This window comes from Hoeflea sp. EC-HK425, assembly GCF_902498795.1.
Lineage (GTDB): Bacteria > Pseudomonadota > Alphaproteobacteria > Rhizobiales > Rhizobiaceae > Hoeflea > Hoeflea alexandrii.
In genome coordinates, this window is the sequence record NZ_LR701572.1 from 3,781,881 (window position 1) to 3,806,106 (window position 24,226).

Below are 24,226 nucleotides of genomic sequence, written 5' to 3' on the forward strand. Positions count from 1 at the left end.
TCGCACCCGTGGCCTGCAGGCCGCGGGTGCCTCGGGGCGAAATCGGCACATGAACTACACGTTTCAATATGGCGTCGTCTGGAAAAACCTTGGCGAACTTTTCGACGGGGCGATCCTCACGTTCCAGCTCGGGGCCGTTTCCTTTGCGGGGGGCGCGCTGATCGGGCTGTTTTGCGCCGCCCTGATCGCCTACGGCCCGTTCATCCTTCGCCTTCCGGTCCATGTCTATGTCGTGGCCGTGACCAACACGCCGGCCCTCATCCAGATCTACTTCCTTTACTACGGCCTGCCCGAGTTCGGGATACGCTGGTCGAGCGAAGCCTGCCTGCTGATCGGACTGATATTGAACGCAGGTGCCTACCTGACCCTGATCATGCGAGCCGGCTTCCTGTCGGTGCGGCGGACCGAACTGGAAGCGGGCCAGGTCCTCGGACTGTCGATCGTGCAGCAGGTGCGGTACATCGTGGTGCCGCACATCGCCAAATCCATCTATCCCGCAATGGCCAATTTCTTCATCGTGATCCTTGTGATGGGAACTTCCATCGGGTCGCTGATCGGCGTCGATGAACTGACCGGACAGGCGATCAACCTGTCTTCGGTGAATTACCGCTGGCTCGAATACTTCACGGTTGTCGCGCTGATGTATGTGGTGCTGACCTTCATCGCCAGCGTGGGACTGGCCCTGCTCGGCCGCTGGGCCTTCCGGGTCAAGGCGAGGATCTTCTGATGGACCGCCTGATCGAACAGATCCCGCGCTTCTTTACCGCCAGCAACGTGATGATGCTGGCGGAAGCTGCCTATATGACGCTGGCCATCACCGTCGTTGGCTGCCTGATCGGTTTTGGGCTTGCGCTCGTTCTGGTCTACCTTCGCCAGACACCCGGCCTGTGGGCGCTGCCGCTCAGACTTGTCTGCGTGACCTATGTCGAGTTCTTCCGGCGCATACCGTTCCTCGTGATCGTCTATCTGGTGCTATTCTTCATCCAGGCCCTGACGCCAAACGCATCGCTGTTTTCGATTGCCGTCATCGCCATCTGCCTCTACGCGATAGCCTACACGGCAGACATCATCCGCGGCGGACTTGAATCCGTGCCTCAGACCCAGGTCGAGGCTGCGCGTGCCATGAACCTTTCGCGTTTCCAGACCACCTTCATGATCGTTCTGCCGCAGGCGTGGCCGGTCATTGTTCCCCCGTCGATCGCCTTTGCAGTGTCTTTCATCAAGGACACTGCACTTGTCAGCCAGATCGGCGTGTTCGAACTGACGTTCCGCGGCAAGGAGTTGAACAACCAGGGTTATTCGGGTGTTCTCGTTTTCGGCACGATCGCGCTTTGCTATTTCATTCTATCCTTCCCACTCACCCTCTTGGGCCAACATCTGGAGAAACGGCTTGCTACACCTCGGGGTCAACGACATTCGCGCAAGCTACGGCGCCCTTGAAGTCCTGCGCGGCATCAGCATGTCCGTCAAGAAGGGCGAGATTTCCGCGCTCGTGGGCCCGTCGGGGTCGGGAAAATCAACCGTCCTGCGCGCGCTGGTCGGTTTGACACCGATCACCGGCGGCAACATTGAAATCGCAGGTCAGACCATCGACTATCGCAGCGCACGCTCGGTCCGAGCTGCCCGCGACACCATGGCCATCGTGTTCCAGCAGTACAACCTGTTTCAGAACATGACGGTAATGGGAAATGTCACGTTTGCACCGATCAAGATCAAGCGGCGTCCGGTCGCTGAAGTCGAGGCCCAGGCAAAGAAACTTCTCGACCTCGTCGGATTGGGAGACAAGTATGCCGCTTATCCCGACCAGTTGTCCGGCGGCCAGCAACAGCGTGTGGCGATCGCCCGGGCGCTGGCCCTCGAGCCAAAGATCCTGCTTCTAGACGAGGTGACGTCAGCTCTGGACCCTGAACTCGTCACCGAAGTGCTCGACACGATCCGGCGGCTTGCGGGAGAGGGCATGACAATGATCCTTGTCAGCCACGAGATGGCCTTTGTCCGGGAAGTCGCCAATCAGGTCGTCTTCATGGACCGCGGAGAGATCATCGAGAGCGGAACGCCGCGGGAGATGTTCGACAATCCGAAGACAGACAGGGCCCAGGATTTCTTCAGCAAGATACTCAGGCACTGACCGACTTGAAGGAAACCGCCGTTCGCTGATTGAACCAGGCAGGTAGCACAGTCAGCCAAGGGAGCCGGTCGATAATGCCTTGAGCCGCCATGTCGGCAAGTGTCTTGCGGGCAATGGTGACGATTGCCCTTGTACCATTATGACAGTGTTGAGCGTCGAGGCGATCCGCGAACCGCCGGGTTTCGGCGAGCAATGCATGCGGGCTGCAGATGGCGACGAGATCGATCCTGTCACCGCCGGCATTGAACTTCCGCCAGGGCTGACTCAGATCGTCGGGCGCCCGGGACAGATGCTCAAGCCCGGTGAGAACCGGAATACTTGCCGGGGACCTGCTTTCGGCCAGCCGGCCGAGCATCGACCACAGCGCATCGTCGAAGGACGCAGGCAAAGCCACGCGTATTTCGCAGACTGGCTTATCGCAATGAACCGGTAGGGCGTCTCACCTCGAGCTTTGCGTCAGCCTGCCTTTTGCCTTGGCGGTAAAGTTTGCGAGTGCCGCACGTCAGATTTCCATGGTTTTCGCTAAGGGAAGGCACGACGGCTTGACAAGAACCAGCTTCTCCACCGCGTCTCACACCAACAGTTCGGTGGCGACCCGTTTGCAACTCATCATGAAGAATGCGCTTTCAGCATAAGCTGAGAACACGCGCCTTGCTGATCCAGAGAGGAAGAAATGGCGCGCCCGAAAGGATTCGAACCTCTGACCCCCAGATTCGTAGTCTGGTGCTCTATCCAGCTGAGCTACGGGCGCGCGCTGCAGGTGTCTTTCGCCTGCGAGGCGTTCTCCTAAAACGGACTGCGGGGGATTGCAAGCGGATTTGGCGAAAAAAGCGATTGTCCCGCAATTGTCGCACATCTGGCCAAACCGGGCTGGCAAGCGCATGGTTTTCCAAGCTTCGAAGGCTGCCGCCGGGCCGGGTTGCGGCCATACGGCAGGATGTAGCGTCCATGCCGCCGGAATCAGGCGCGGGCCCGGTACCCGTCAAGCGGCACCGGCTGGTCGGGCAGTTCGATGCAGAAGGATGTTCCCTGCGAAACGGTGTCGTCAAGGGCGATCGAGCCACCATGGGCCAAAACCAGTTCCCGGGCGATGGCCAGTCCCAGGCCGGTGCCACCCGATCTTGCCGAGCCCCGGAACGGCTGGAACAGGTTCTCCCGCGCCCGTGCCGGAAGCCCCGGCCCGGTATCGCTGACCCGGATCTCCACCACCGACCCGGTGCGGTGCGCGGACAGGGTCACACGCCGGACAAGCACCGGATCATCAGATGGGTCGGAGGCAAAAGCCTGCACGGCGTTGCGCACCAGATTGTAGATCACCCGGAACAGCTGATCGCTGTCGGCCTCGATCTCGAGCGTTCCATCGACATCGACCACGTAGTCGATATCGGCCTCGGTCTCCTCGGCAACGATCTCGGTGACCTCGCGGGCAAGGGCTGCGAAATTGAGGAAGCGTCGGCGCGGCTTGGCCTCGCGGGCCTTGCCATAGGCCAGCACCTCGCTGGAATAGCTCACCGCCCGGTCGATGGTGCGTAGCAGCTTGGGTGCGAAGCGCTTGACCATCGGATCATCGACCGTCGCCAGACGGTCGGACATCAGCTGCGCGGAGGTGAGGATGTTGCGCATGTCGTGGTTGATCTTGGAAACCGCAAGACCGAGATCGGCGAGATGGCGCTGCTCCTTGAGCGTCTGCTGGAGCCGTGTCTGCATGTCGGCAAGATGGCCCTCGGCGGCGGTCAGTTCATCGACCGGCGGGCTCGGGACGATGATGTTGCCCGGATTTTCCGGGTCCTTGGCGAAGGCCTTCATGTTCTCGGTCACGCGGTGGATCGGGCGGATCAGCATGCGGCTGATCGAGAAGAAAACCAGGCTTGCGGTGATGAGCGAAATCAGCACCGAAAGAAAGAACACGTTGCGCCCGTAAATCAGCATGGCGTGGCGCAGTTGCGCGTCCTCGAGCACCAGCTCGATGGTCATGCCCGGGTCGTCCGCCACCAACCCCTCGACCCGGATCACCCGGTCGCCGCCAAACAGGATGGTGTCGAAGGCATCGGCCAGCGCGCTCAGCGGCGTGACCGCCGACAGATCATAATGATGAGTGACGACAGGCGGCATGTCACCGCTGGCGATCATGCGGGCAGCACCGTCCTTGTGCAGGACAATGGCCTTGGTGCCGGTTGCCATCAGCGCATCGTTCTGGATGGATTGCGGCAGATCCATTTCGTTGACGCCGTCAACCACCACGGCGGCCGCAGCGGCGGTGTTGAGCCGATCCTGCAACCAGCGGACCCTCGTATTGGCAACCGACGGCACAAAAATCAGCACTTCGGCAATCATCACGAACAGGATGGTAAGCCACAGGAGCCTTGAAGACAGGCTCATTCCCCTCATCACTTGCCCGGCCGGAACCGGGTCAGTTTGCGTCTGGTCGTCGTCCGCCATGGCCGGGCCCCTGCTTTGTGTCCCTCATCCGAAACGCCTCAAGAAGCGCACGAGCCAGCGCACGAACGGCTTGCGGGTCAAGGGTGTATAATAGGAAACCGCGGCGCGTTTTCCAATCTCCGTCATTGTCGGATAGGGCGGGACGTAGCCACGCACATCCTTGAGCGTCATCGAATTGGTGATCGCGAGCGCCCACATGTTGATCATCTCGCCTGCGCCGGCACCGGCGATGGAAACACCGAGGATGCGGGCCTTGCGATCAACCACCAGCTTGATCAGTCCGGTTGTCCTGCGCTCGGCCTGGGCGCGGTCGTTCTCTGCATAGGGCCAGCGCAGGATCGAGATCCGGCCGCCGTGGCGCTTCGCAGCCTCTTCCTCGGTCAAGCCGACATGGGCCAGCTCGGGGTCGGTATAGGTTGCCCAGGGGATGATGTCGCGCTTTTCTTTAGCAGGCAGGCGAAACAGGATTTGCTGCACCACCAGGCCGGCATGATAGCCCGCGACATGCGTGAACTGCAGGCCGCCCGCGACGTCGCCAATGGCATAGATGCGCTTGTTGCTTGATCTGAGATTGGCGCCGACCTTGATGCCGCGCCGGTCATGTTCGACGCCGGCGGCATCCAGACCCAGTCCATCGACATTGGCGAGGCGGCCAACGGCAACCAGCACGTCGGAGCCGTCGACGAAGCCTTCGCCCGATTCCGTTTCGTAATTTACGCGGACGCCGGTCTTGCCGCGCTTTTCGACCGACGTCACCTTGGAGCCTTCGTGGATGGTCACGCCTTCGGCGCGTATGTTCTCGAGCACGATCGCAGCGAGTTCCGGATCGTCCTTGCCCAGTGCCCTCGCGCCCTCGACAACGCTGACCTCGGCGCCGAGCCTGCGATGGGCCTGGGCCATTTCCATGCCGATCGGGCCGCCACCGATGATGATGAGGTGTTTGGGCGCACGGGTGCGCTCGAACAGGGTTTCATTGGTCAGGTATTCAACAGTATCAAGGCCCGGAATCGGCGGTACGAAGGCAGACGACCCGGTAGCGACGACATAGCGCCGGGCGCGGATCTCGGTCTGGCCGGCCATCAATGTCGTCTTGTCGACAAAGCGGGCTTCCGCCTCGATCACGTTAACGCCCATCGCACGGAAGCGCTCAACGGAATCATTGGGCGCAATGGCACCGATGACCGAATGAATGTGATCGTGGACCTTTCGGAAATTGACCTTGGCCTCGCCCGCGGTGACGCCGAATTCAGGCGCCTCGGCAATGGCGTGGGCATGCTTTCCGGCGGCGATCATCGCCTTGGAAGGCACACAGCCGTAGTTGAGGCAGTCGCCACCCATCTTGCCCTTTTCAACGAGCACGACATCGACGCCGAAAGCCGCGGCGGCGGCAGCGACCGAGAGCCCGCCGGAGCCTGCGCCGATGATGCAGATGTCAGGTGTCAAAGCGGTGCTCATAGGCTGTCTTCCATTTGATGTGAACGCTGGCGGGGAGTGGAACCGTCCGGTGTCAGCCGCGCCCGCGAAACTTGCGGACTATGGTGGGGATTGCCGCGACGATTGCAAGCCCCAGAAAGGCGATGGTGATCTCCGGCGTCACCAGGTCCGAAATCGAGATCTCGCGCCCGGCCGCAGCAACGATGACGCTGTCGAGGCCCTGGCCCAACCAGGTGTAGGCGAAGGTGCCGGGAATGATGCCGAGGAAGGTTGCCGCCACGTAGGTGCGCAGCTTGATGTCGAAAAACGCCGGGGCAATGTTGATGACAAAGAACGGAAACACCGGGGCAAGGCGCAACACCAACAGATAGCTGAAGGCGTCCCTGGAAAAGCCGTCGGCGAGCCTGGCGGCAAAGGGACCTGCGCGCTTTCGCAGGACATCGCCAAAGGCGGACCTTGCGGCAAGGAAAATCGCAGCGGCACCGGTGGTGGCGGCAAAGACCGTCAGGGTGCCGGCAATGAACCAGCCGAACACGAAGCCCGCAAAGATCGTCAGGATCGAGGCTGCGGGAAAGGCAAAGGCGACGGCCAGTGCATAAAGCACGAAATAGCCCAGCGCCGAGGCAATGCGGTGATCGGCGACGAACTGCTTGAGCGCGTCACGCTGCTCGGCCAGCACCGCAAGCGAGATGTAATCCTGCACGCCCGCGGCATAGGCGGCCACAAGGCCCATCACGATGATCGCCAGCGGCAGGTAGCGCCGCCAGCTGGCAGGCTTGGCGGTGTCCGGCGTTGCCTTGGGGGTCTCTGCCATGGCCTTGTCCATCTGCCCGGTCGGGGATTGTGACGTCATGCGGGATCTCCAGGTTTGTTGCGGCTGCTTGCTTGCCGTCGGGTTTGCCTGAAGCATGAATAGAAGACTGCGGCCTCCACCGCCAATGACAATGCCTCGCCATTTCCCAAACTCGCGTGAGCCCGGAACGCCTAAATCTCACGGCAGCGTGAGAGCGGCGTCATCAGGCCTAAAGCGCGTTGATGCTCCAGTCGTAGTCATAACCTGAAATGGAGGCGGAGGCGATCCGTGCCGCCTTCTGCGGTTCGGCCAGTGACATCCAGTGTTCCTTGAGCCGGCCCTTGCCACCGAAATCACCCGCATACCAGGAGTAGATCTTCGAGGCCGTGATGCGTCCGCTGTCGACCGCCACGCCGCGGGGATGGTTGACATAGTCCACCGCGTTGACGCGCAGAAGCGCATCGACATTGGCACCGGTGAAGGCGCGGGTGGCAAGGTTGGGACAGGAATAGGAAGCGCAGTTGAGCCCGTAGTGGGACATCGGATCATTGAAAAGGGCACGGACGATCTCGTGCTCGATATCGTCAAGCGACAGCTCGGTTGCGTTGACTGTCATGACCTTGGCTTTCCAGGGGCCAGAGCCAAACAGGAACGAACCTCCCAGATTGATCTTCTTGATCGAAGTCACCGGATAGGCCTCCGCCACGATCTCAAGGGTCTTGGCGTTGTAGAGGTTGATCCAGTAGGCGTGGGCCTCGTTGCGGGACAGGGATACCGGATTGACCGCCTCCAAAGCGGCAATGTAGGCGCGCAGGGAGGCCAGATTGGCCTTTACGCCGCGATAATCGACCCGGTTGTAGCCACTGGCATCCGGTTTGACCAAAGCCTTGAGAAGCGCGTCAAAGGCCGCATGGTCGACCCCCGCCTGCCCTTTTGGTCTGAAACCGGTCATGGCTGCGAGCGCGGGTACGGGTCCAAACGCGGTTGTTGCGGCAAGGCTTGCAGATCCGATGAGAAGAGTGCGGCGATCAAGGGTCATGGTTTCGGCTTCCCAGGTTCTAGGCGGCGCGGTATTGCTGACAAGGACTTGGCGCAGGTTGCGAGCCGAGGCAACCACCTGAGCCGCAATGTCACCGGCTTGTGAACGGACGTGAGCGGAGTGCATCCCGCCAGCAGCGGCTTCGGATGCAATGAAAATGCGCTCAGACCTTGCGCGGCAAGCCGTACTGGCGTGCGGCGACGGCGGAGGGCTCATTGACTTTTGGCCCCGATCGCGCCTATAAGCCGCTCGTCCGTGGAAGCTTCCGGTTTCCGGGAGCGTGTTTTGACGGACTGAACACCCAAACCAAGATGTTCCAAGAAGGGCCGCACACCGCGGTATTAAAATAAATGCCAAAGCGTACTTACCAACCATCCAAGCTTGTTCGCAAGCGGCGTCACGGTTTCCGTGCACGCATGGCAACCAAGGGCGGCCGCAAGGTCATCCAGGCTCGCCGCGCCCGCGGGCGCAATCGTCTGTCGGCCTAAGCGCTGGCGACGGGCCCGCGAAGGACTACGATCGCGTGGCACAGGACGATACCATCATGAAACCCGGGCGGCTTAAAACCCGGCCGGATTTCCTCGCCGTGCAGAAGGGAAAACGCCTGCGCGGCCCCTATTTCCTGCTCGAAACCCTCGATCGGGGCGCTCCCGACCAGCCCGCCCGCATCGGTTTTACGGTGACTAAGAAGCAGGGCAATTCGGTCGAGCGCAACCGCATGCGTCGACGCCTCAGAGAAGTCGTGCGGCAAATGGCAGGGGTTCCATTCAAGCCCGGACATGACTATGTGGTGGTCGCACGCAGGGATACGCTCGGCGCGCCGTTTGCCGGACTGATCACCGCGCTCACCGAGCGGGTGAAGGAAGCCGACAGACAGAAACGGCCTCAACAGACGCACGCCGGCGCCGCCCGGCGTAACGGACAACACCAGACCAACAGGCAGCCTAGGCCTGAACATCAGGATTGAGTGATGGAAAACAATCGCAATTATTTCGTCGCAATTCTCTTGTCGGTGCTTGTCCTGATTGCCTGGCAATTCCTCTATGTCAGCCCGAAGATCGAACGCGAACGTCTCGCGGCGGAAGCGCTTCAGGCCGAGCAGGCGGCGCAAGCCCCTGCAGCTGGCACCGGCGGTGCGGTCACTCCCGGCGCGGTGAGCGGCTCGGCGCCCGGCAGCGATGCGGCAGTTCCCGGAACGATCACGCAGGCCGCGGGCCTTTCGCGCGAGGATGTACTCGCCCAGACCGACCGGATCAGCATCGACACACCGTCGATCACCGGGTCGATCAACCTGTCCGGCGCCCGCATCGACGACGTGCTGCTCAAGGAATACCGCGAAACGATTGATCCCGAGAGCCCGATCATCACGCTGTTCAGCCCCGCGGCCATGGCCAACGGCTATTTTGCCGAAGTCGGCTTCATTGCCGATGCGCAGTCGGGCCCGGCTCCTGGTCCCAACACGGTCTGGACCGCCGCTCCGGGACAGACCCTGACGCCGACCACGCCGGTCACGCTGACCTATGACAATGGCGAAGGCCTGGTGTTCACTCGTGTCATTTCAGTCGATGAGCATTCGCTGTTCAACTTCGAAGACACGATCACCAACACTGGCGATGAAGCCGCATCGGTTGCCGGCTACGGCCGGGTAACGCGGTTCTTCAAGCCCAAGACCCAGGGCATCTACGTACTTCACGAGGGCCTGATCGGCGTCGTCGGCGAAGAAGGCCTGCAGGAAATCGACTATTCCGATGTCGAAGACACCCCGGTCATCAGCGTCGCCAAGGCAACTGCGGGCTGGATGGGCATCACCGACAAGTACTGGGCGGCAGCGCTGATCCCGCCACAGGGCTCCGGTTTCGAGACCCGTTTTGCCCACTTCACCGACGGGCGTGCCCGCTACCAGTCGGACTTCAAGTCAGATGCAATGGCAATCGCACCGGGCGGCAGCGCCACCTCGACCACGCTGGTCTTCGCAGGCGCCAAGCAGGTCCCGATCATCGAAGGCTACCAGGATCAGTACAATATTCTCAATTTCGACCTGATGATCGACTGGGGCTGGTTCTACTTCATAACCAAGCCGATGTTCTGGCTGATCGACTACCTCTACAAGCTGTTCGGCAACTTCGGCCTTGCGATCCTGGCCACCACCGTTGTGGTGAAACTCATCTTCTTCCCGCTGGCCAACAAGTCCTATGTGTCGATGGCCAACATGAAAAAGGTTCAGCCCAAGCTCGAAGAGCTCAAGGCCAAGCACGGCGACGACAAGATGGCGCTGCAGCAAGGCATGATGGAGCTCTACAAGAAGGAAAAGATCAACCCGGTGGCCGGCTGCTGGCCGGTGCTGTTGCAGATCCCGGTATTTTTTGCGCTCTACAAGGTGCTTTACGTCACCATCGAAATGCGTCACGCGCCGTTTTTCGGCTGGATCCAGGACCTGTCGGCGCCCGATCCGACCTCGATCTTCAACCTGTTCGGCCTGCTGCCCTATGATGTGCCGACGTTCCTGATGATCGGCATCTGGCCGCTGATCATGGGCATCACCATGTTCATCCAGATGCGGATGAACCCGACGCCTCCGGATCCCACCCAGGCGATGATCTTCACCTGGATGCCTGTGGTCTTCACCTTCATGCTGGCCACCTTCCCGGCCGGTCTGGTGATCTACTGGGCATGGAACAACACGCTGTCGGTGCTCCAGCAGGGTGTGATCATGAAGCGCCAGGGCGCCAAGATCGAGCTTTGGGACAATCTCAGGGCGCTGTTCAAGCCCAAGAACAAGACCAGCTGAACGGCGCGGAGGCCGGAGCGATGACCCAACTGTCCGCAGATCCGGCAATGCAAGCTGCCAAGGAGCTCTCGGCGACGCTGTTTTCCAAGCCGTGGGTGTTCATTCGCGGCGTGCCTTCACTGAAGTTCCTGCCGCCTGAAGGTCCGCCGGAGATTGCCTTTGCCGGTCGTTCCAACGTGGGCAAGTCCTCGTTGATCAACGCGCTGGTCGGTGTCAACGGGCTTGCACGGACGTCCAACACGCCGGGCCGGACCCAGGAGCTGAACTATTTCGTTCCGTCGGGCTATTCAGGCGACGATGGTGATCTGCCACCAATGGCGCTGGTCGACATGCCCGGTTACGGCTACGCGAAAGCGCCGAAGGACCAGGTCGACCTGTGGACCAAGCTGGTGTTCGACTACATGCGCGGCCGGTCGACCCTGAAGCGGGTCTACCTGCTGATCGATTCGCGCCACGGATTGAAGAAGAACGACGAGGGCGTGATGGACCTGCTCGACAAGGCGGCGATGTCCTATCAGGTGGTTCTGACCAAGACCGACAAGATCAAGGCCGCGGGCGTGCCACGGCTGATCTCCGAAACCCTTTCGGCGCTCAAGCGCCGGCCGGCGGCCTATCCGGAAGTGATCGCCACCTCGTCCGAAAAGGGCGAAGGCATTGCCGAGCTGAGAACCGCGATCGCTCTTGCGATCACGCTTTAACACACCCGTTCTCAGGCATTGCCGGCCGGTTTGAAGGTCAGGGCAAAACCGTTGATGCAGTGACGCTTGCCCGTCGGCGGCGGGCCGTCATCAAAGATATGGCCGAAATGGCCACCGCAACGGCGGCAATGGACTTCGGTGCGTACCGAGAACAGCGACCGGTCCTCCTTGGTGCGCACGGCATTGTCCTCGGCCTCCCAGAAACTCGGCCAGCCGGTGCCGCTGTCAAACTTGGTTTCCGACGAATAGACCGGAAGATCACAGCCGGCGCAATGAAACATGCCCTTTCGCTTCTCGTAGTTGAGTGCGCTGGTAAATGGACGCTCGGTGTCTTCCTCGCGCAGTATGGCAAACTGTTCGGGCGTCAGGCGATCGCGCCATTCCGCTTCACTGAGCGTGATTTCGAACGAGCCTTCCGACGCGGTCGCAGGGGTCCATCGGCCAAACACCGACAGGGCCACTCCGGCAACGCCGGCAGTCAAAAGCGCGCGGCGGCTCAATTCTGTCTTCGTCGTCATCGTGTTTCTCCTTTTGGTGATCTGAACCTAGGGTGGCTCTCGGACAAAGGCCAACCACATGTTTTCACTTGCCTGTGAGGTGCCCCCCCCCGCCCCTAAGGGCGAGAGGTCGGCCTGGCGTGACACGCCTGTGTCTTTATCAGGGGGTGGCGTGCCACGCCGCAGCCTCGGGGAAGCCGGTGTTCAGGTTCAGCCCTTGGGCAGAAGCACCTTGTCGATGACGTGAATAACGCCGTTCGACTGGTCGACATCGGCAATGGTGACATTGGCCACAGCACCGGTTTCGTCCTCGATCATGATCTTGTCACCCTGGTAGGTAACGCTGAGCATGCAGCCGCCCACGGTCTTGACCGGATGCGCGCCGCCATCATCGTCAACCATCTTCATGATCGCTTCAGACATCGCGTCGGCGGCAACAACATGACAGGTCAGAACCTTGGTCAGCTGGTCCTTGTTCTCAGGCTTCAGAAGGGTGTCGACAGTGCCATCCGGCAGCGCGGAAAAGGCTGCGTTGGTGGGTGCGAAGACGGTGAACGGACCTTCGCCCATCAGCGTGTCGACGAGGCCCGCGGCCTTGACCGCAGCAACCAGTGTGGTGTGATCGGCGGAGTTGACGGCGTTTTCGACGATGTTTTTGTCGGGGAACATTTCGGCGCCGCCGACCATCTTGTTTCCGCCATGACTTGCGGCAATGGCCAAGCTTGCGCCGGAGAAAAGGACTGCTGCTGCAGCAATGGAGCGAAGAGTATTTTTCATAATCAGCCTCTTTTGTGTTTTCAGGCCGGATCATCCGGGCCTTGTTCACCCGCCGCATCTTTGTTGCGGCGGTTAAAGAGGAAGACGGGAGGCATTCGGAAAAAGTTTCGGATGCCGAGATTATTTTCTGCCAAGAGGTCCCGACAGCACGACAGGACCGGTGACCTCGCCAGTCGGCGAGCCACCCAATGGCTCCACGCTGACAGCAAGCAGGGCGCCGTCGGAGATCTTGCTGACCAGGCCCTGATCGAGAACCAGGCGGCCGCCATCAGCCGGCACCAGGCCCAGCGAAACCGGCTGGGCGCCCTCGCCTTCCACCAGCCACAACTCGAGTGACTTGCCGTCATCGGGCGAGAACGCTGCGGGAGTGATGGTGAAAGCGCCGTCCGCCGGGTCGAGGGCGGCAATCAGGCCGACGGAGCTTCCGGGAGCGCCCAGCTCGGCAACGAGCGATGGCTGCGCACCGGGACCGGCAGGCCCTGCCAGATTGCTGGTATAGATGCCAAATGCGGCCGCAGCGGCAACCGAGGCAAAGGCAAGACCGCGCCAGAAGACCAGCGAGCCCCACAAGCCGCCTGCCGGCCTGGCGGCTTCGGCAAACAGGCGCGCGTCGATCCGCGCCTTGACGCCCTGTGGCGGGCTTTCCGGCGTGTAGGCATCGTCGAGATTTGAAAGATCAGCCTGCCACGAGATCACCAGCCCCGCGAATTGACTGTCGCGGGCCATGCGCTCCTCGACCATGCGGCGCTCGGCGAGCGGCAGCACGCCAAGCACATATTCGCCGGCCAGGGCATTGTCGTCGGGAATTTGCGCACCGCTACTCATCGGTTCAAGCACTCTCTCAGTTTCATCAGGCTGCGCCGCAGCCAGGTTCGCATTGTGTTGAGCGGCACCGCGTTGCGGTCGGCCAGCTCCTGATAACTCAACCCCTCCACATAGGCCGCCACGACCGCGGCAGCCTTGTTTTCCTCCAGCTCGCCCAGGCACCCGTCAATGCGCCGCGCTTCACCGCTCAGCATCGCGCGGGCCTCCGGATCCGGCGCCGCATCGGCGATTTCCGGCGCATCGTCATACTCCAGCGTCGCAGGCTGACGGCTTCGGATCAGGTCGATCGCCTGATTGCGGGCGATCGTGACAAGCCACGCCATGGCCGAAGCCTGCTCCGCCCTGAAACTGCCAGCGCGTCGCCAGATGCGGACATAGACCTCCTGAATCGCATCCTCAGCCTGGGCCCTGTCCTTTAGAATACGCAGGGCGACGCCAAATAGTTTCGCGTTGGTCTCATCATAGAGTGCAGAAAACGCCTTGCGGTCACCCAGCGCGGTGCGCGCGATCAATTCCGAGAGTAATTCTTGACTCATAACAGCTTCGGTTTCTCCGCAGGTTCACCCAACAGATAGCAGTTTCCTGAAATCCTGAAACCCTATACGGCGAAATTGCAGGCGGGGTTGCACGGTTTCGGGCCGGCTGGCGCAATGTTTGAACCAGTTATTGAAGCCGGGCCGGATTGGAGCTAAACAGCGCCGGACCTTTTGTCGCCTGCGCGCAATCAAAACCGGGACGCCACGCCAATGTCTGACACTCCAAGCGGCGACGCCGCCACACAGGCCCGCCTGCTCGCCGAGGCGCTGCCTTTCATGCAGCGCTACGAGAACAAGACGGTCGTGGTCAAATATGGCGGACATGCGATGGGCAATGCCGCGCTCGGCAAGGCCTTTGCGCAGGACATCGCCCTGCTCAAGCAATCCGGCGTCAATCCGATCGTGGTCCATGGCGGCGGCCCGCAGATCGCCGCCATGCTCGCCAAGATGGGCATCGAATCGAGGTTTGAGGGCGGTTTGCGGGTGACCGACGAGAAGACCGTCGAAATCGTCGAGATGGTGTTGGCGGGCTCGATCAACAAGGAGATCGTCGCGCTGATCAACGCCGAGGGCGAATGGGCCATCGGGCTGTGCGGCAAGGACGGCAACATGGTTTACGCCGAGAAGGCGCACAAGACCATGACCGATCCCGATTCCAACATAGAGCGCGTTCTCGATCTCGGTTTTGTCGGCGAACCGGTGGAAGTCGACCGCACGCTGCTCGACCTCCTCGCCAAGTCGGAAATGATCCCGGTTCTGGCGCCGGTCGCGCCGGGTCGTGACGGCCATACCTACAACATCAATGCCGACACCTTTGCCGGCGCGATCGCGGGCGCTGTCGAAGCGTCACGGCTGCTGTTCCTGACCGATGTTCCCGGTGTTCTCGACAAGAACGGCAAGCTGATTGACGAGCTGACCGTCCGCGAAGCGCGGGCACTGATTGCCGACGGCACGATTTCAGGCGGGATGATCCCCAAGGTGGAAACCTGCATCGAAGCCATCGAGCGGGGCGTGAAGGGCGTGGTGATCCTCAACGGCAAGACCGCCCATGCGGTGCTGCTGGAGCTGTTCACCGCCCATGGCGCCGGCACGCTTCTGGTTCCCTGACAGGGCCTGTCCGGCCGGCGTCTTGAACAAAAGCCCAAGCGCGCCGCAATCCGTCCCGCGCCATCGCCTACCGGCAATCTTGGGCGGCATCGCATTCAGGCGCGGACGGCAACTGGCCGGAGAGGTTCGGTGTCAGTCCCGCCGCCCCGAGACCCTGGCCGAAACGCCTGGATTGCGCGGTGAAAGCATCGCGGGAGTTGGGATCAAGAATGGCGATCGGTGCAGTGATCGCGGCGCCAGCCACGGACCCGACGGTGTTGGACAGGGTGATCGCGGACGCGCCGAGTTCGGTGCCAAGACTGACATCCTGATTGGTAACGGTCTGGCCGGCGATCAACCGCTGACCCAGCAGTCTGACCACTTCCGGGCTCTCGGCAAATTTCGAATGGTTGAGGCTGTCACCGACCTGCAGCGCTGAGAGATCGAGCACCGTGATCCCGCTGCGCTCGAGGCTTTCGCGATAGACCGGGTTGCTGATGTCGATCTGGCCAAGCCGGTCGACATTTCCTGAAATCCGGCGCGACAGGGTCAGGGCGCGGTCATCCTTGGAGACGAAGACCGTAAATTTCGGCCGCTTTGCGCCCATGTCGACGATCTGCTGTTGGAAGACGTCAACGTCGAGATCGGGAGAGGCGAGGATGACGTCGCTGATCTTGGCCGGGATGCCATCGTTGCGGATCGCCATCTGCCTGAGAGATTCCACCGTCAGCCAGGTCCCCATCGAATGGGCGAGGATCGTGATTTCCTTGATCTCCGGCACGGCCACCGCTCCGGTCAGAAGCAGTTCGAGTGCGGAGCGCGAGTAATTGGTGCTTTCCTTGTCATAGCCATAGTCAAAGACATTGCCGCGCGAAGGCCAGGTGAACATAACCGGGGTGGCGTCGGTCTTGCTGTCATGGGCGATCTGGGCGAAGCGATAGACCGCGCTCTCGTAGCGGGTGTTGAAGCCGTGAACAAACACCAGCAACCGTCCGCTGGACGACCGGTTGCGATCATACCAGGCCTCCACCTCGGCAACCGAGTCCATCTGTTTGGCCGAGAGGGTGGCAAAATCCCGCGCCGGATCGGGCGGTATCTTCTTCGGCCACTGGACCTCGCCGATCTTGCGGCGGCTGTCGGGCGGAATGGAGACGACAATTTCGTTGAAATCAATGCGGGCGCCACGCTCTCCGGAGTATAGCAGGCCCGGATTGTCGGAGGGCGCACGGGTGGTGGCGACCATGATCGACACCTCGGTCGCGTCCGATGCGGTCTGGGCCACGGGGGCCAGCACACCTTCGGGCGGGCTGGCGCAACCGGACATCAGCGGCCCGAGCAGAAGAAGCGCCACGGCGAGCGGTCGCTGCAGGGGGCGGCCCCTGGGCTTCATCATCTGCGGGCGCCGGGCGGGCATAACTCTCTTCCGTTCCTATTCGCTGTGAAACCGGCGTCGGTTAAAGTGCCACCGCCACACCGCAGTTCAGACCAGCAAAAGCACGAGTATGCCGGCTACGATCAGGATGCAGCCGGCAATCTCAAGCTTGTTGACGTGTTCCTTGAAGACTAGCACCGACGAGGCGAATGTGAAAATCATTTCGACCTGCGCCAATGCCTTGACGGCGGCGGCGGTCTGCAATGTCATCGCCATGAACCAGCCGAAGGACGCTGTTGCGCCGACGAGGCCGACCATCGCCGAGATCTTCCAAGCGGCGCGAACCCTAGCCAGTTCGCCGGGGGATTTCATTCCCATCCAGATCAGCATGATGATGGTCTGCAGAATGATCGCCACAAGCAGTGTAACAGCAGCCTGCATCATGAAATTCGGTCCCATGAGCGACAACGAGGCAGCTCGGTAGCCGACGGCGGCGATACCAAAAAACGTCCCCGAAGCCAGGCCAAGAGCCGCGGTGCGAGAGAAGACCGACCGCATCAGCGCGGCCGCGCCCGACGCCGAGCGGGCGACCGAGATCAGAACAACGCCGACGAGGCTGATGGCGATTGCGGCCAGGGTACCGGCGCTGACCCGGTCGCCCAGGAAGATCAGGCCGAACAGCGCGGCCTGGGCAGGTTCGGTGCGCGAATAGGCGGTGCCCACCGTAAAATTGCGGTGGCTGAACATCTGGATGAGAAAAGCCTGGGCGGTAATCTGGGCAACGGCGGCCAGGGTGACCCATCCGAAAAACGCAGGATTTGGCCTGGGAAGCGGGTAGCCCGCGCCGAAGACCAGCAAGGCGACGAAGGCCAACGCGAACGGCACGCCGAAACCGAACCGGACGAAGGTCGCGCCGCTGGTGCCCATCACCCCCTTGAGATGTTTCTGCAGAACCGAACGGATGTTCTGCAGGAATGCGGCGGCAATGGTTATGAGAACCCAGGTTTCCATCTTGATGCGGCAGATCCTGTTTCAGGGAGCAGACATGAAACGGCCCACCTTCCTGCAAAACCGAAGCCGGGCCAATAACGCAGGATCAAGGATCTAGCAGCCGCGCACCCGGCGCGGCAAGCCAATCGCAGAAGAAGTAGAGCGAAGAAAACTTCTTACGCCGCGCGGGTCATCCTGCTGGCAATGACCACACAATTCCGGCCGTTGCGCTTGGCCTGATAGAGCTGGCTGTCGGCCTGGCGCATGACCTCCTTGGTGCGGGTATCCGGAGTGAAGGGGGCTCCACCGATGCTGACAGTGACCTTCAGCTGGCTGCCGTCCGCGGCGGTGAGACAGATGTCCTCTACATTGCTGCGGATCCGCTCGGCGATCCCCGTGGCATTTTCGGTGCTTGAACCACGGAGGATCACCGCGAATTCCTCGCCGCCAATCCGGGCACCCAGATCGGTGTCCCTGATCGATCCGGCAATCGCCTGCCCCACTGCCAGCAACGCCCCATCTCCGGCATCGTGACCGTGAAGGTCGTTGATCTGCTTGAAGTGGTCGGCGTCAATCATCAGCAGATAGCCCGAATCGGACTGACGCTTGAGGTCGGAGAGATGGGCAAGAAACCGGTCCCGGTTGGCAAGCCCGGTCATGGTGTCGTGACTTGCCCGGTGTTCGAGATCCTCGTGGGCAGCCTTCAGCCTGGCATGGACCTCGGAGAGGTTGCGATGCGCTTCGCCCAAGGCCTTGTTCGCGGCCTGGAGTTCCATGGTGCGGCGGCAAAACACATAGGTCGCGGGAGGGGTTACCAGCAGCGGGCAGAAACCGGCGATGGGAAGCGCCAGCGGCAAGGCACCGGTCTCGCCGATCAGCACCATGATCGTCGTGGTGATCACCAGCGAGAGGACAACCGAGCCTCCGGTCAGCAGAACCATCTTTCTGAATATCGCAAGTGAAACCGTCGGCGGCGTGCCGGTCGTTTGCATGGTGGGCGCTTCCTGCTGTTGTGGCGGGCGATGCTTCGCAGGATAGTTTTGACAGCGGGTATACAGACTAGGTAAATCTGCTGTTTACAAACGGCGCCGGTGTCCCAGGTTGAACCATACCGATGCCCTTCAGACAGGATTGAGATCTTCATGCACGAAAAATCGGCCCTGCCCGATCCCTCAGCGTTTGCCCATGTGACCGAATGGGTGTTCGATCTGGACAACACGCTCTACCCGCGCCATATCGATCTTTTCTCCCAGATCGACAAGAAGATGACGCACTATGTCCGAACGCTGCTCGGGCTTGAACATGACGACGCGCGCGCCATCCAGAAAAAATATTATCGTGAGCACGGCACCACGTTGCAGGGGCTGATGTTGCATCACGGCATCGATCCGAATGACTTCCTCGAGAAGGTTCACGATATCGACTACTCCTGGGTCAAGCCGGACCCGGCGCTTGGAGAGGCAATCAGGGCGTTGCCTGGCCGCAAGTTCATTTTCACCAATGGCGATACCCCGCACGCCGAGCGGACGGCGCGGGCGCTCGGGATCCTCGATCATTTCGACGATATCTTCGACATCATCGCGGCAGACCTCAAACCGAAACCGGCGCCCGAGACCTATGACAGGTTTCTCGCCAGGCATGGCGTGCACAAGGACAAGGCGGCGATGTTCGAGGACCTGCCCCGCAACCTGCTGGCTCCGCATGCGCTGGGAATGCGAACCGTGCTGATCGTACCCAACAATCTGGACGTGGTGCTGGACGAGGTCTGGGAGCACGAGGGCAAGGACGGCAACCATATCGACCATGTCACCGACGACCTTGCAGCCTTCCTGAGCCGGATCGTGTCGTGACAAGGCAAAGCCCGCGAGAGTGGGGCCGGCTAGAGTGGGCCGGCAAGAGCTGGACCGACGCTTTCCTTTCCAAAGTTTAATCTACATTACAGGGCTTTAAGTGGTGATCGTCAGCGGGAGTGGCCACATTGGGGTGGAAGGCAACGCAACCCCGACAAAAGGACATCTCTCATGAAAAAGACATTTCTCGCCACAATCGCCGCCGCCCTGATCGCATCCACCGCCGCACCGGCTCTGGCCGCACAAGGAGGCGGACAGAGCAAGGGAGACGGGCCGCGCCACGGTCCACGCATCGAACGGATGATGGAACGCTTTGACGCCGACCGCGACGGTGCTGTCCTGCTCGAGGAAGTCTCGGCACATCGCCTGGCGATGTTCGAAAGCGCCGACACCGACAAGAACGGCTCGCTGAGCAAGGACGAGCTCAAGGCCTTCGGCGAGATGCGCAAGGAGATGCGTCAGCAGAACCGCGAAGAGCGCCGCGCCGAACGCCAGGGCAAGATGGACGGCGATCGTGACGGCCGGATGGCCGGCAAGCATGATGGCAAGCGTCACGGTGAAGGCAAACGCCACGGCGGCGAAAACCGGGCAGAGCGTCGCGGCGGACCGCGCATGGAACGCCTGGATGCCGACAAGAACGGTGAAATCAGCCTTGAGGAGTTCACCTCGCTGGACGCCAAGATGTTCGAGCGTTTCGACCGGAACGGCGACAAGAAGATCGACGTCACCGACTTCTACCGTTCGGCCGCCGCCGACAACAACTGATCCTGAAGGATCGTCGCACATGGAACCAGGCCGGTGTCACATCCGGCCTGGTTTTTTCATGGAGCGCTGATAATGCCGTAATGGGCGGCGATGACGGCCCAGGCTTCATCGGCGGTGTCGACGAAATTGAGCAGGTCGAGATCGCCCGGAGAGATGGTGCCGAAATCGGCCAGCGCCTGAAAGTCGACGATGGAGTTCCAGAACTCGGATCCGAACAGGATCAACGGCACATGCTCCATGCGGCCGGTCTGGATAAGGGTCAAGGATTCGAACAGCTCGTCCATGGTGCCGAAGCCGCCGGGAAAGATGGTGACCGCCTTGGCGCGCATGAGGAAGTGCATCTTGCGAATGGCGAAGTAGTGGAAGTTCAGGCTGAACTCCGGGGTCACATACTCATTGGGCGCCTGTTCGTGCGGCAAGACCACATTGAGACCGATCGAGGCCGCGCCGACATCATGGGCACCACGGTTTCCCGCCTCCATCACGCCTGGCCCGCCGCCGGTGCAGATGACGTATTCCTGGCCTTTGGTGGTCAGCGAGTGGTTTGAACAGATCCGCGCAAATTCCCGCGCCTCATTGTAGTAGCGGGCCGCAGCAGTGAGATTCTTTGCCTGAACATCGTTCTTGGCGGCCCAGGGCTCCTTGCCGGGTTCGGGAATGCGCGCGCCGCCAAACATGACCACCGTCGAGCGGATGCCGGCTTCCATCAGGATCATTTCCGGCTTGAGCAGTTCCAGCTGCAACCGGACCGGCCTGAGTTCCTCGCGGCAGAGAAAATCCTCATCGGCATAGGCCAGCCGGTAGGCCGGCGACATGCTTTGCGGGGTCCGGGGCTGGCGGTCGGCCCTGAGCTTGTCCTCGCGGCTGTCGGCCAGCGGATCCCATACCTGATTTGTGCGCTTGGCATTCATCTGCAAATTCCCGTTTGACGTTGCCCGCCAGACCGGAATTGACCCCGCGCCCTGCCTCCCTTAGGAGATGTGCAACGGCGCCGGCGGGCCGGCCCGACAGGCCAAGGCCGCCCATACTAGACGTTGAACCCTTAAGGAATCGCCACGATGAAACATGATTTGGCCGCTCTCGCCAGCACGATCGAAACCGCCTTTGACGCCCGTGATACGGTCTCCACCTCAACCCGCGGCGAAGTCCGCGATGCTGTGGAAACGGCGCTCAACCTGCTCGATCTCGGCGAAGCCCGCGTCGCCTCGCGCGGCGATGACGGAAGCTGGACCGTCCACCAGTGGCTCAAGAAAGCCGTGCTCCTGTCGTTCCGGCTCAATCCGATGGAAGTCATCAAGGGCGGTCCGGGCGAAGCTGTCTGGTGGGACAAGGTGCCGTCGAAGTTCGAAGGCTGGAGCGCCAATGAATTCGAACGCGCCGGGTTCCGCGCCGTTCCCGGCTCGATCGTCCGTCGCGGTTCGTTCATCGGCAAGAACGTCGTGCTGATGCCGTCCTTCGTCAATCTCGGCGCCTATGTGGACGAAGGCTCGATGGTTGACGGCTGGGCCACGGTCGGCTCCTGCGCGCAGATCGGCAAGAATGTGCACCTGTCGGGCGGCGTCGGCATCGGCGGGGTTCTCGAGCCGCTGCAGGCCGGCCCGACCATCATCGAGGACAACTGCTTCATCGGCGCGCGCTCGGAAGTCGTGGAAGGCTGCATCATCCGTGAAGGCTCGGTGCTCGGCATGGGCGTCTACATCGGCAAGTCGACCCGCATCGTCAACCGGATGACCGGCGAGATCAGCTATGGCGAAGTGCCGCCCTATTCGGTGGTTGTTGCAGGCTCGATGCCGAGCTCCGGCACGATGGGCAACGGGGCGGCTGCGCCAAACCTCTATTGCGCGGTGATCGTCAAGACGGTCGACGCACAGACCCGGTCGAAGACCGGCATCAACGAACTGCTCAGGGCCTGAGAATAGCTGATGGCGCGGCGGCCCGGATCCGGCATGCGCTGGCTTCTGTTCAGCGTTTACGGCCGGCTGTCGCGCAAGACCTATGCTCTGACCATGTTGTTCTGGACAGCGGTGCTGTCGATCCCGGTCTCGGCGGCGGTCCAGGCCGACCCCGACAGCGGTGCAATGGCCATGGCCGGCTTCGGTTTCATCTTCTCCTTCCTGCTCGCCGCCTGGTCGATCGCGGTGACGAGCATCAAGCGCCTGCATGATGCCGGTCTGCCGGGCATTCTGGTCGGTGTGCTGGTGATCCCGGCGGCCTCCTTCTTCATGCTGCTGATCATCATGCTCTGGCCGTCGGTGAAGGGCCCCAACAAGCATGGGCCCGGACCGGACCAACCGGGATACTGAACGCGGCCTTTTCTCGCGGTCCGCGCCAGTCGACAGTGCCGGGCCAATCGTCTAATCACGAAGCATGAAACTTACCGATCCGACTCAAACACTTGCCGCCCTGATCCGCTGTCCGTCGGTGACCCCGGAAGAGGGCGGGGCGCTGACCACGCTTGCCGAAATGCTCGACCGGCTCGGCTTTCGCAATGACCGGGTGACCTTTTCCGACGAAGCCACGCCGGATGTGGAGAACCTCTATTCCCGGCTTGGCTCGGGCGGGCCGCACCTGATGTTCGCCGGGCACACCGACGTGGTGCCGGTCGGCGACGAGGCTGCCTGGACGCAGGGGCCGTTCGGCGCAGAGATCGTCGATGGCGAGATGTATGGCCGCGGCGCTGTCGACATGAAGGGCGGTATCGCCTGCTTCGTTTCCGCCCTGGCCCGGCTGATCGAGCGCAAGGGTGCGCCCGAAGGTTCGGTTTCGCTGCTGATCACCGGCGACGAGGAAGGCCCCTCGATCAACGGTACCGAGAAGCTGCTCGCCCATGCAAAAGCCAAGGGCGAGAGCTGGGATGCGGCCGTGGTTGGCGAACCCACCAACCCAGCCGAGATGGGCGACATGATCAAGATCGGCCGGCGCGGTTCACTGTCGGGTACCCTCACGGTCGACGGCGTGCAGGGCCATGTCGCCTATCCGCACCTGGCCGACAATCCGCTGCGCGGACTTGTCATGCTGGCCGATGCATTGCTCGACCCGCCGCTTGATGCCGGAAACGAACGTTTTCCGCCGTCCAACCTCGAAATCACCAGCATCGATACCGGCAACACGGCGACCAATGTGATCCCGGCGCGAACAACCGCCCGGTTCAACATCCGCTTCAACGACATGTGGAGTGCCGAAACCCTGGCGGACGAACTGCGCGCCCGCCTGGAACGGGCCGCGAGACAGGCGGGGCTCCGGCCAGGGCGGGATCCGGTGCGCTACACTGTGGAGTTCGACCAACGTTCCGCGCCCTCATTCCTGACACGTGATGATGCGCTGATCGATGCGCTGTCGGAAGCGGTCAGGGAAGCCACGGGACGGACGCCGGCGCTGTCGACCACCGGGGGGACATCCGATGCGCGGTTCATCAAGGATTACTGCCCCGTCGTCGAGTTCGGGCTGGTCGGCAAGACCATGCACATGGTCGATGAACGGGTTGCGCTGAGCGATCTTGAAAGCCTGACCGGGATCTACGAGCTTTTCATCGAACGCTGGTTTGAACGCCAGCGCTCAAGGGCGGGCTGAGCTTGGCAGGCGGCCTCGTACCATCGCGGCTTGAGGCCGGACGGTCCCTGGCCGGACTGTTCTACCTGATCCTTGGCAACCGTGACGGCTTGCGCCTGTTCGATCTGTCTGCGGACGGCTTCTGGCGGTCTTTCGGGGCATTCTTCTGGGCCTGGCCAGTGCAGTGCTTTCTGTGGACCGGGATCTGGCGCGCGGCGCCGGAAACCCGGCCCGAGAGCGCCCAGGAGATCTTCAGGTTCTTCCTCGTCTCGACCGGGTTCGATGTCGCTGCCTGGGTGCTTCCGGCACTGCTGCTGCTGGCCGTCTGCCAGTTGTTCGGTATCTCTGCGAAAGCCCCAAGGCTGGTTATCGTCAACAACTGGTTCGGGCTGCTGTCGGCCTATATCGGGTTCTTTCCCGCGGCACTGCGCTATCTGACGCCGGTCTCCGACACCGCCAACGCCTTCATCTCGCTGGGCGTCTATGCCTTTGTCATCTGGCTCTACTACCGGGTGGTGCGGATGAGTGTCGAGGGCGACCTGATGATTTCCATCTTCATCACGTTGATGATGGTGATGGCCGGCCTTACCGTTTCCGAAATCGCCTTCAGCGCACTGACCCGCTGACACCACGGGTTCCACAAGCGGACGGGCTTTCGCA

27 protein-coding genes and 1 tRNA gene are annotated in these 24,226 nt (G+C 61.7%); 14 read left to right on the forward strand and 14 right to left on the reverse strand.

The window, feature by feature from the left end; all coding sequences use genetic code 11:
* Nucleotides 1-49 precede the first annotated feature (49 nt).
* Genes SPHINGO391_RS20795 through SPHINGO391_RS20805 form a run of 3 tightly spaced genes read left to right on the forward strand, consistent with a single transcriptional unit; the run spans nt 50 to nt 2,128 of the window.
* Nucleotides 50-727, forward strand: coding sequence for an amino acid ABC transporter permease (locus SPHINGO391_RS20795; protein WP_152010635.1), 678 nt, complete (start codon nt 50-52; stop codon nt 725-727).
* A complete protein-coding gene (locus tag SPHINGO391_RS20800) occupies nt 727-1,440 on the forward strand; it encodes an amino acid ABC transporter permease (RefSeq protein WP_210385806.1) in 714 nt (237 codons plus the stop codon). The genes SPHINGO391_RS20795 and SPHINGO391_RS20800 overlap by 1 nt, the downstream gene beginning before the upstream one ends.
* The gene (locus SPHINGO391_RS20805; RefSeq protein ID WP_193217363.1) at nt 1,391-2,128 is read left to right on the forward strand and encodes an amino acid ABC transporter ATP-binding protein; all 738 of its coding nucleotides are present in this window, start codon (nt 1,391-1,393) and stop codon (nt 2,126-2,128) included. Before SPHINGO391_RS20800 ends, SPHINGO391_RS20805 begins: the two co-directional genes overlap by 50 nt.
* On the opposite strand, the gene SPHINGO391_RS20810 is transcribed toward SPHINGO391_RS20805, so the two are convergent.
* The 6 genes from SPHINGO391_RS20810 to SPHINGO391_RS20835 all read right to left on the reverse strand — a co-directional run bounded on the left by SPHINGO391_RS20810 (nt 2,118) and on the right by SPHINGO391_RS20835 (nt 7,833).
* Nucleotides 2,118-2,522 (reverse strand): hypothetical protein, encoded by a 405-nt coding sequence (locus SPHINGO391_RS20810; RefSeq protein ID WP_152010636.1) that lies wholly within the window; start codon nt 2,520-2,522, stop codon nt 2,118-2,120. The genes SPHINGO391_RS20805 and SPHINGO391_RS20810 overlap by 11 nt on opposite strands.
* A 280-nt stretch (nt 2,523-2,802) precedes the next feature.
* Nucleotides 2,803-2,879 (reverse strand) — tRNA-Arg (locus SPHINGO391_RS20815).
* A 209-nt stretch (nt 2,880-3,088) separates the two neighbouring features.
* Nucleotides 3,089-4,516, reverse strand: coding sequence for a HAMP domain-containing sensor histidine kinase (locus tag SPHINGO391_RS20820; RefSeq protein WP_244615467.1), 1,428 nt, complete (start codon nt 4,514-4,516; stop codon nt 3,089-3,091).
* A gap of 75 nt (nt 4,517-4,591) precedes the next feature.
* Nucleotides 4,592-6,022: an FAD-dependent oxidoreductase gene (locus SPHINGO391_RS20825; protein ID WP_152010638.1), complete on the reverse strand. Its 1,431-nt coding sequence runs from the start codon at nt 6,020-6,022 to the stop codon at nt 4,592-4,594.
* 52 nt (nt 6,023-6,074) lie between these two features.
* Entirely contained in the window at nt 6,075-6,815 is a 741-nt protein-coding gene (locus SPHINGO391_RS20830; protein ID WP_152011666.1) for a TVP38/TMEM64 family protein, read from the reverse strand.
* A 208-nt stretch (nt 6,816-7,023) separates the two neighbouring features.
* Nucleotides 7,024-7,833 (reverse strand): DUF547 domain-containing protein, encoded by an 810-nt coding sequence (locus SPHINGO391_RS20835; protein WP_193217364.1) that lies wholly within the window; start codon nt 7,831-7,833, stop codon nt 7,024-7,026.
* 350 nt (nt 7,834-8,183) lie between these two features.
* Between SPHINGO391_RS20835 and rpmH the strand changes: the two genes are divergently transcribed.
* From rpmH to yihA, 4 genes are read left to right on the forward strand one after another with little or no spacing between them, the layout of a single operon-like run.
* Nucleotides 8,184-8,321, forward strand: a complete 138-nt coding sequence (gene rpmH / locus SPHINGO391_RS20840) for a 50S ribosomal protein L34 (RefSeq protein ID WP_007199880.1) — start codon at nt 8,184-8,186, stop codon at nt 8,319-8,321.
* Nucleotides 8,322-8,377: 56 nt separating this feature from the next.
* Nucleotides 8,378-8,800 (forward strand): ribonuclease P protein component, encoded by a 423-nt coding sequence (gene rnpA / locus SPHINGO391_RS20845; protein WP_152011667.1) that lies wholly within the window; start codon nt 8,378-8,380, stop codon nt 8,798-8,800.
* Nucleotides 8,801-8,803: 3 nt separating this feature from the next.
* Nucleotides 8,804-10,621 carry a membrane protein insertase YidC gene (gene yidC / locus SPHINGO391_RS20850; RefSeq protein WP_152010640.1) on the forward strand — a complete coding sequence of 606 codons (1,818 nt, stop codon included), beginning with the start codon at nt 8,804-8,806 and terminating at the stop codon, nt 10,619-10,621.
* Nucleotides 10,622-10,641: 20 nt separating this feature from the next.
* Nucleotides 10,642-11,319, forward strand: coding sequence for a ribosome biogenesis GTP-binding protein YihA/YsxC (yihA, locus tag SPHINGO391_RS20855; protein ID WP_193217365.1), 678 nt, complete (start codon nt 10,642-10,644; stop codon nt 11,317-11,319).
* Nucleotides 11,320-11,330: 11 nt separating this feature from the next.
* On the opposite strand, the gene msrB is transcribed toward yihA, so the two are convergent.
* From msrB to SPHINGO391_RS20875, 4 genes are all read right to left on the reverse strand, one after another.
* Nucleotides 11,331-11,837: a peptide-methionine (R)-S-oxide reductase MsrB gene (msrB, locus tag SPHINGO391_RS20860; protein ID WP_152010641.1), complete on the reverse strand. Its 507-nt coding sequence runs from the start codon at nt 11,835-11,837 to the stop codon at nt 11,331-11,333.
* Nucleotides 11,838-12,026: 189 nt separating this feature from the next.
* Nucleotides 12,027-12,593 (reverse strand): fasciclin domain-containing protein, encoded by a 567-nt coding sequence (locus tag SPHINGO391_RS20865; protein ID WP_152010642.1) that lies wholly within the window; start codon nt 12,591-12,593, stop codon nt 12,027-12,029.
* Between the two features lie 120 nt (nt 12,594-12,713).
* Nucleotides 12,714-13,418 carry an anti-sigma factor gene (locus tag SPHINGO391_RS20870; protein ID WP_152010643.1) on the reverse strand — a complete coding sequence of 235 codons (705 nt, stop codon included), beginning with the start codon at nt 13,416-13,418 and terminating at the stop codon, nt 12,714-12,716.
* Nucleotides 13,415-13,954 (reverse strand): sigma-70 family RNA polymerase sigma factor, encoded by a 540-nt coding sequence (locus SPHINGO391_RS20875; RefSeq protein ID WP_152010644.1) that lies wholly within the window; start codon nt 13,952-13,954, stop codon nt 13,415-13,417. The genes SPHINGO391_RS20870 and SPHINGO391_RS20875 overlap by 4 nt, the downstream gene beginning before the upstream one ends.
* A gap of 210 nt (nt 13,955-14,164) precedes the next feature.
* Here SPHINGO391_RS20875 and argB point away from each other — a divergent pair, with 210 nt between their 5' ends.
* Nucleotides 14,165-15,061, forward strand: coding sequence for an acetylglutamate kinase (gene argB / locus SPHINGO391_RS20880; RefSeq protein WP_152010645.1), 897 nt, complete (start codon nt 14,165-14,167; stop codon nt 15,059-15,061).
* Between the two features lie 67 nt (nt 15,062-15,128).
* Here the strand turns inward: argB and SPHINGO391_RS20885 are convergent, their stop codons facing one another.
* The 3 genes from SPHINGO391_RS20885 to SPHINGO391_RS20895 form a co-directional block, all read right to left on the reverse strand.
* Complete coding sequence (locus SPHINGO391_RS20885) at nt 15,129-16,433, reverse strand: alpha/beta hydrolase (RefSeq protein ID WP_152010646.1); 1,305 nt, start codon at nt 16,431-16,433, stop codon at nt 15,129-15,131.
* An 87-nt stretch (nt 16,434-16,520) separates the two neighbouring features.
* Nucleotides 16,521-17,423, reverse strand: a complete 903-nt coding sequence (locus SPHINGO391_RS20890) for a DMT family transporter (RefSeq protein WP_152010647.1) — start codon at nt 17,421-17,423, stop codon at nt 16,521-16,523.
* A 155-nt stretch (nt 17,424-17,578) separates the two neighbouring features.
* Entirely contained in the window at nt 17,579-18,394 is an 816-nt protein-coding gene (locus SPHINGO391_RS20895; protein WP_152010648.1) for a GGDEF domain-containing protein, read from the reverse strand.
* A gap of 150 nt (nt 18,395-18,544) precedes the next feature.
* On the opposite strand from SPHINGO391_RS20895, the gene SPHINGO391_RS20900 reads away from it, so the two are divergent.
* On the forward strand, nt 18,545-19,252 hold the full coding sequence (locus tag SPHINGO391_RS20900; RefSeq protein WP_152010649.1) for a pyrimidine 5'-nucleotidase: 708 nt from the start codon (nt 18,545-18,547) through the stop codon (nt 19,250-19,252).
* Between the two features lie 171 nt (nt 19,253-19,423).
* On the forward strand, nt 19,424-20,017 hold the full coding sequence (locus SPHINGO391_RS20905) for a hypothetical protein (protein ID WP_152010650.1): 594 nt from the start codon (nt 19,424-19,426) through the stop codon (nt 20,015-20,017).
* Nucleotides 20,018-20,073: 56 nt separating this feature from the next.
* On the opposite strand, the gene SPHINGO391_RS20910 is transcribed toward SPHINGO391_RS20905, so the two are convergent.
* Nucleotides 20,074-20,928 carry an LOG family protein gene (locus SPHINGO391_RS20910; RefSeq protein ID WP_152010651.1) on the reverse strand — a complete coding sequence of 285 codons (855 nt, stop codon included), beginning with the start codon at nt 20,926-20,928 and terminating at the stop codon, nt 20,074-20,076.
* Nucleotides 20,929-21,075: 147 nt separating this feature from the next.
* On the opposite strand from SPHINGO391_RS20910, the gene dapD reads away from it, so the two are divergent.
* From dapD to SPHINGO391_RS20930, 4 genes are all read left to right on the forward strand, one after another.
* Nucleotides 21,076-21,930, forward strand: coding sequence for a 2,3,4,5-tetrahydropyridine-2,6-dicarboxylate N-succinyltransferase (gene dapD / locus SPHINGO391_RS20915; protein ID WP_152010652.1), 855 nt, complete (start codon nt 21,076-21,078; stop codon nt 21,928-21,930).
* A 9-nt stretch (nt 21,931-21,939) separates the two neighbouring features.
* Nucleotides 21,940-22,320 (forward strand): DUF805 domain-containing protein, encoded by a 381-nt coding sequence (locus SPHINGO391_RS20920; RefSeq protein WP_152010653.1) that lies wholly within the window; start codon nt 21,940-21,942, stop codon nt 22,318-22,320.
* Between the two features lie 64 nt (nt 22,321-22,384).
* Nucleotides 22,385-23,587, forward strand: coding sequence for a succinyl-diaminopimelate desuccinylase (gene dapE / locus SPHINGO391_RS20925; RefSeq protein ID WP_152010654.1), 1,203 nt, complete (start codon nt 22,385-22,387; stop codon nt 23,585-23,587).
* Between the two features lie 2 nt (nt 23,588-23,589).
* Entirely contained in the window at nt 23,590-24,192 is a 603-nt protein-coding gene (locus tag SPHINGO391_RS20930) for a hypothetical protein (RefSeq protein WP_152010655.1), read from the forward strand.
* Nucleotides 24,193-24,226: the final 34 nt, after the last annotated feature.

Coding starts and splice junctions, on each gene's coding strand:
- SPHINGO391_RS20795 (WP_152010635.1), top strand. CDS start 50: ATGAACTACACGTTTCAATATGGCGTCGTCTGGAAAAACCTTGGCGAA.
- SPHINGO391_RS20800 (WP_210385806.1), top strand. CDS start 727: ATGGACCGCCTGATCGAACAGATCCCGCGCTTCTTTACCGCCAGCAAC.
- SPHINGO391_RS20820 (WP_244615467.1), bottom strand. CDS start 4,516: ATGAGGGGAATGAGCCTGTCTTCAAGGCTCCTGTGGCTTACCATCCTG.
- SPHINGO391_RS20825 (WP_152010638.1), bottom strand. CDS start 6,022: ATGAGCACCGCTTTGACACCTGACATCTGCATCATCGGCGCAGGCTCC.
- SPHINGO391_RS20830 (WP_152011666.1), bottom strand. CDS start 6,815: ATGGCAGAGACCCCCAAGGCAACGCCGGACACCGCCAAGCCTGCCAGC.
- SPHINGO391_RS20835 (WP_193217364.1), bottom strand. CDS start 7,833: ATGACCCTTGATCGCCGCACTCTTCTCATCGGATCTGCAAGCCTTGCC.
- rpmH (WP_007199880.1), top strand. CDS start 8,184: ATGCCAAAGCGTACTTACCAACCATCCAAGCTTGTTCGCAAGCGGCGT.
- rnpA (WP_152011667.1), top strand. CDS start 8,378: ATGAAACCCGGGCGGCTTAAAACCCGGCCGGATTTCCTCGCCGTGCAG.
- yidC (WP_152010640.1), top strand. CDS start 8,804: ATGGAAAACAATCGCAATTATTTCGTCGCAATTCTCTTGTCGGTGCTT.
- yihA (WP_193217365.1), top strand. CDS start 10,642: ATGACCCAACTGTCCGCAGATCCGGCAATGCAAGCTGCCAAGGAGCTC.
- msrB (WP_152010641.1), bottom strand. CDS start 11,837: ATGACGACGAAGACAGAATTGAGCCGCCGCGCGCTTTTGACTGCCGGC.
- SPHINGO391_RS20865 (WP_152010642.1), bottom strand. CDS start 12,593: ATGAAAAATACTCTTCGCTCCATTGCTGCAGCAGCAGTCCTTTTCTCC.
- SPHINGO391_RS20870 (WP_152010643.1), bottom strand. CDS start 13,418: ATGAGTAGCGGTGCGCAAATTCCCGACGACAATGCCCTGGCCGGCGAA.
- SPHINGO391_RS20875 (WP_152010644.1), bottom strand. CDS start 13,954: ATGAGTCAAGAATTACTCTCGGAATTGATCGCGCGCACCGCGCTGGGT.
- argB (WP_152010645.1), top strand. CDS start 14,165: ATGTCTGACACTCCAAGCGGCGACGCCGCCACACAGGCCCGCCTGCTC.
- SPHINGO391_RS20885 (WP_152010646.1), bottom strand. CDS start 16,433: ATGATGAAGCCCAGGGGCCGCCCCCTGCAGCGACCGCTCGCCGTGGCG.
- SPHINGO391_RS20890 (WP_152010647.1), bottom strand. CDS start 17,423: ATGGAAACCTGGGTTCTCATAACCATTGCCGCCGCATTCCTGCAGAAC.
- SPHINGO391_RS20895 (WP_152010648.1), bottom strand. CDS start 18,394: ATGCAAACGACCGGCACGCCGCCGACGGTTTCACTTGCGATATTCAGA.
- SPHINGO391_RS20900 (WP_152010649.1), top strand. CDS start 18,545: ATGCACGAAAAATCGGCCCTGCCCGATCCCTCAGCGTTTGCCCATGTG.
- SPHINGO391_RS20905 (WP_152010650.1), top strand. CDS start 19,424: ATGAAAAAGACATTTCTCGCCACAATCGCCGCCGCCCTGATCGCATCC.
- SPHINGO391_RS20910 (WP_152010651.1), bottom strand. CDS start 20,928: ATGAATGCCAAGCGCACAAATCAGGTATGGGATCCGCTGGCCGACAGC.
- dapD (WP_152010652.1), top strand. CDS start 21,076: ATGAAACATGATTTGGCCGCTCTCGCCAGCACGATCGAAACCGCCTTT.
- SPHINGO391_RS20920 (WP_152010653.1), top strand. CDS start 21,940: ATGGCGCGGCGGCCCGGATCCGGCATGCGCTGGCTTCTGTTCAGCGTT.
- dapE (WP_152010654.1), top strand. CDS start 22,385: ATGAAACTTACCGATCCGACTCAAACACTTGCCGCCCTGATCCGCTGT.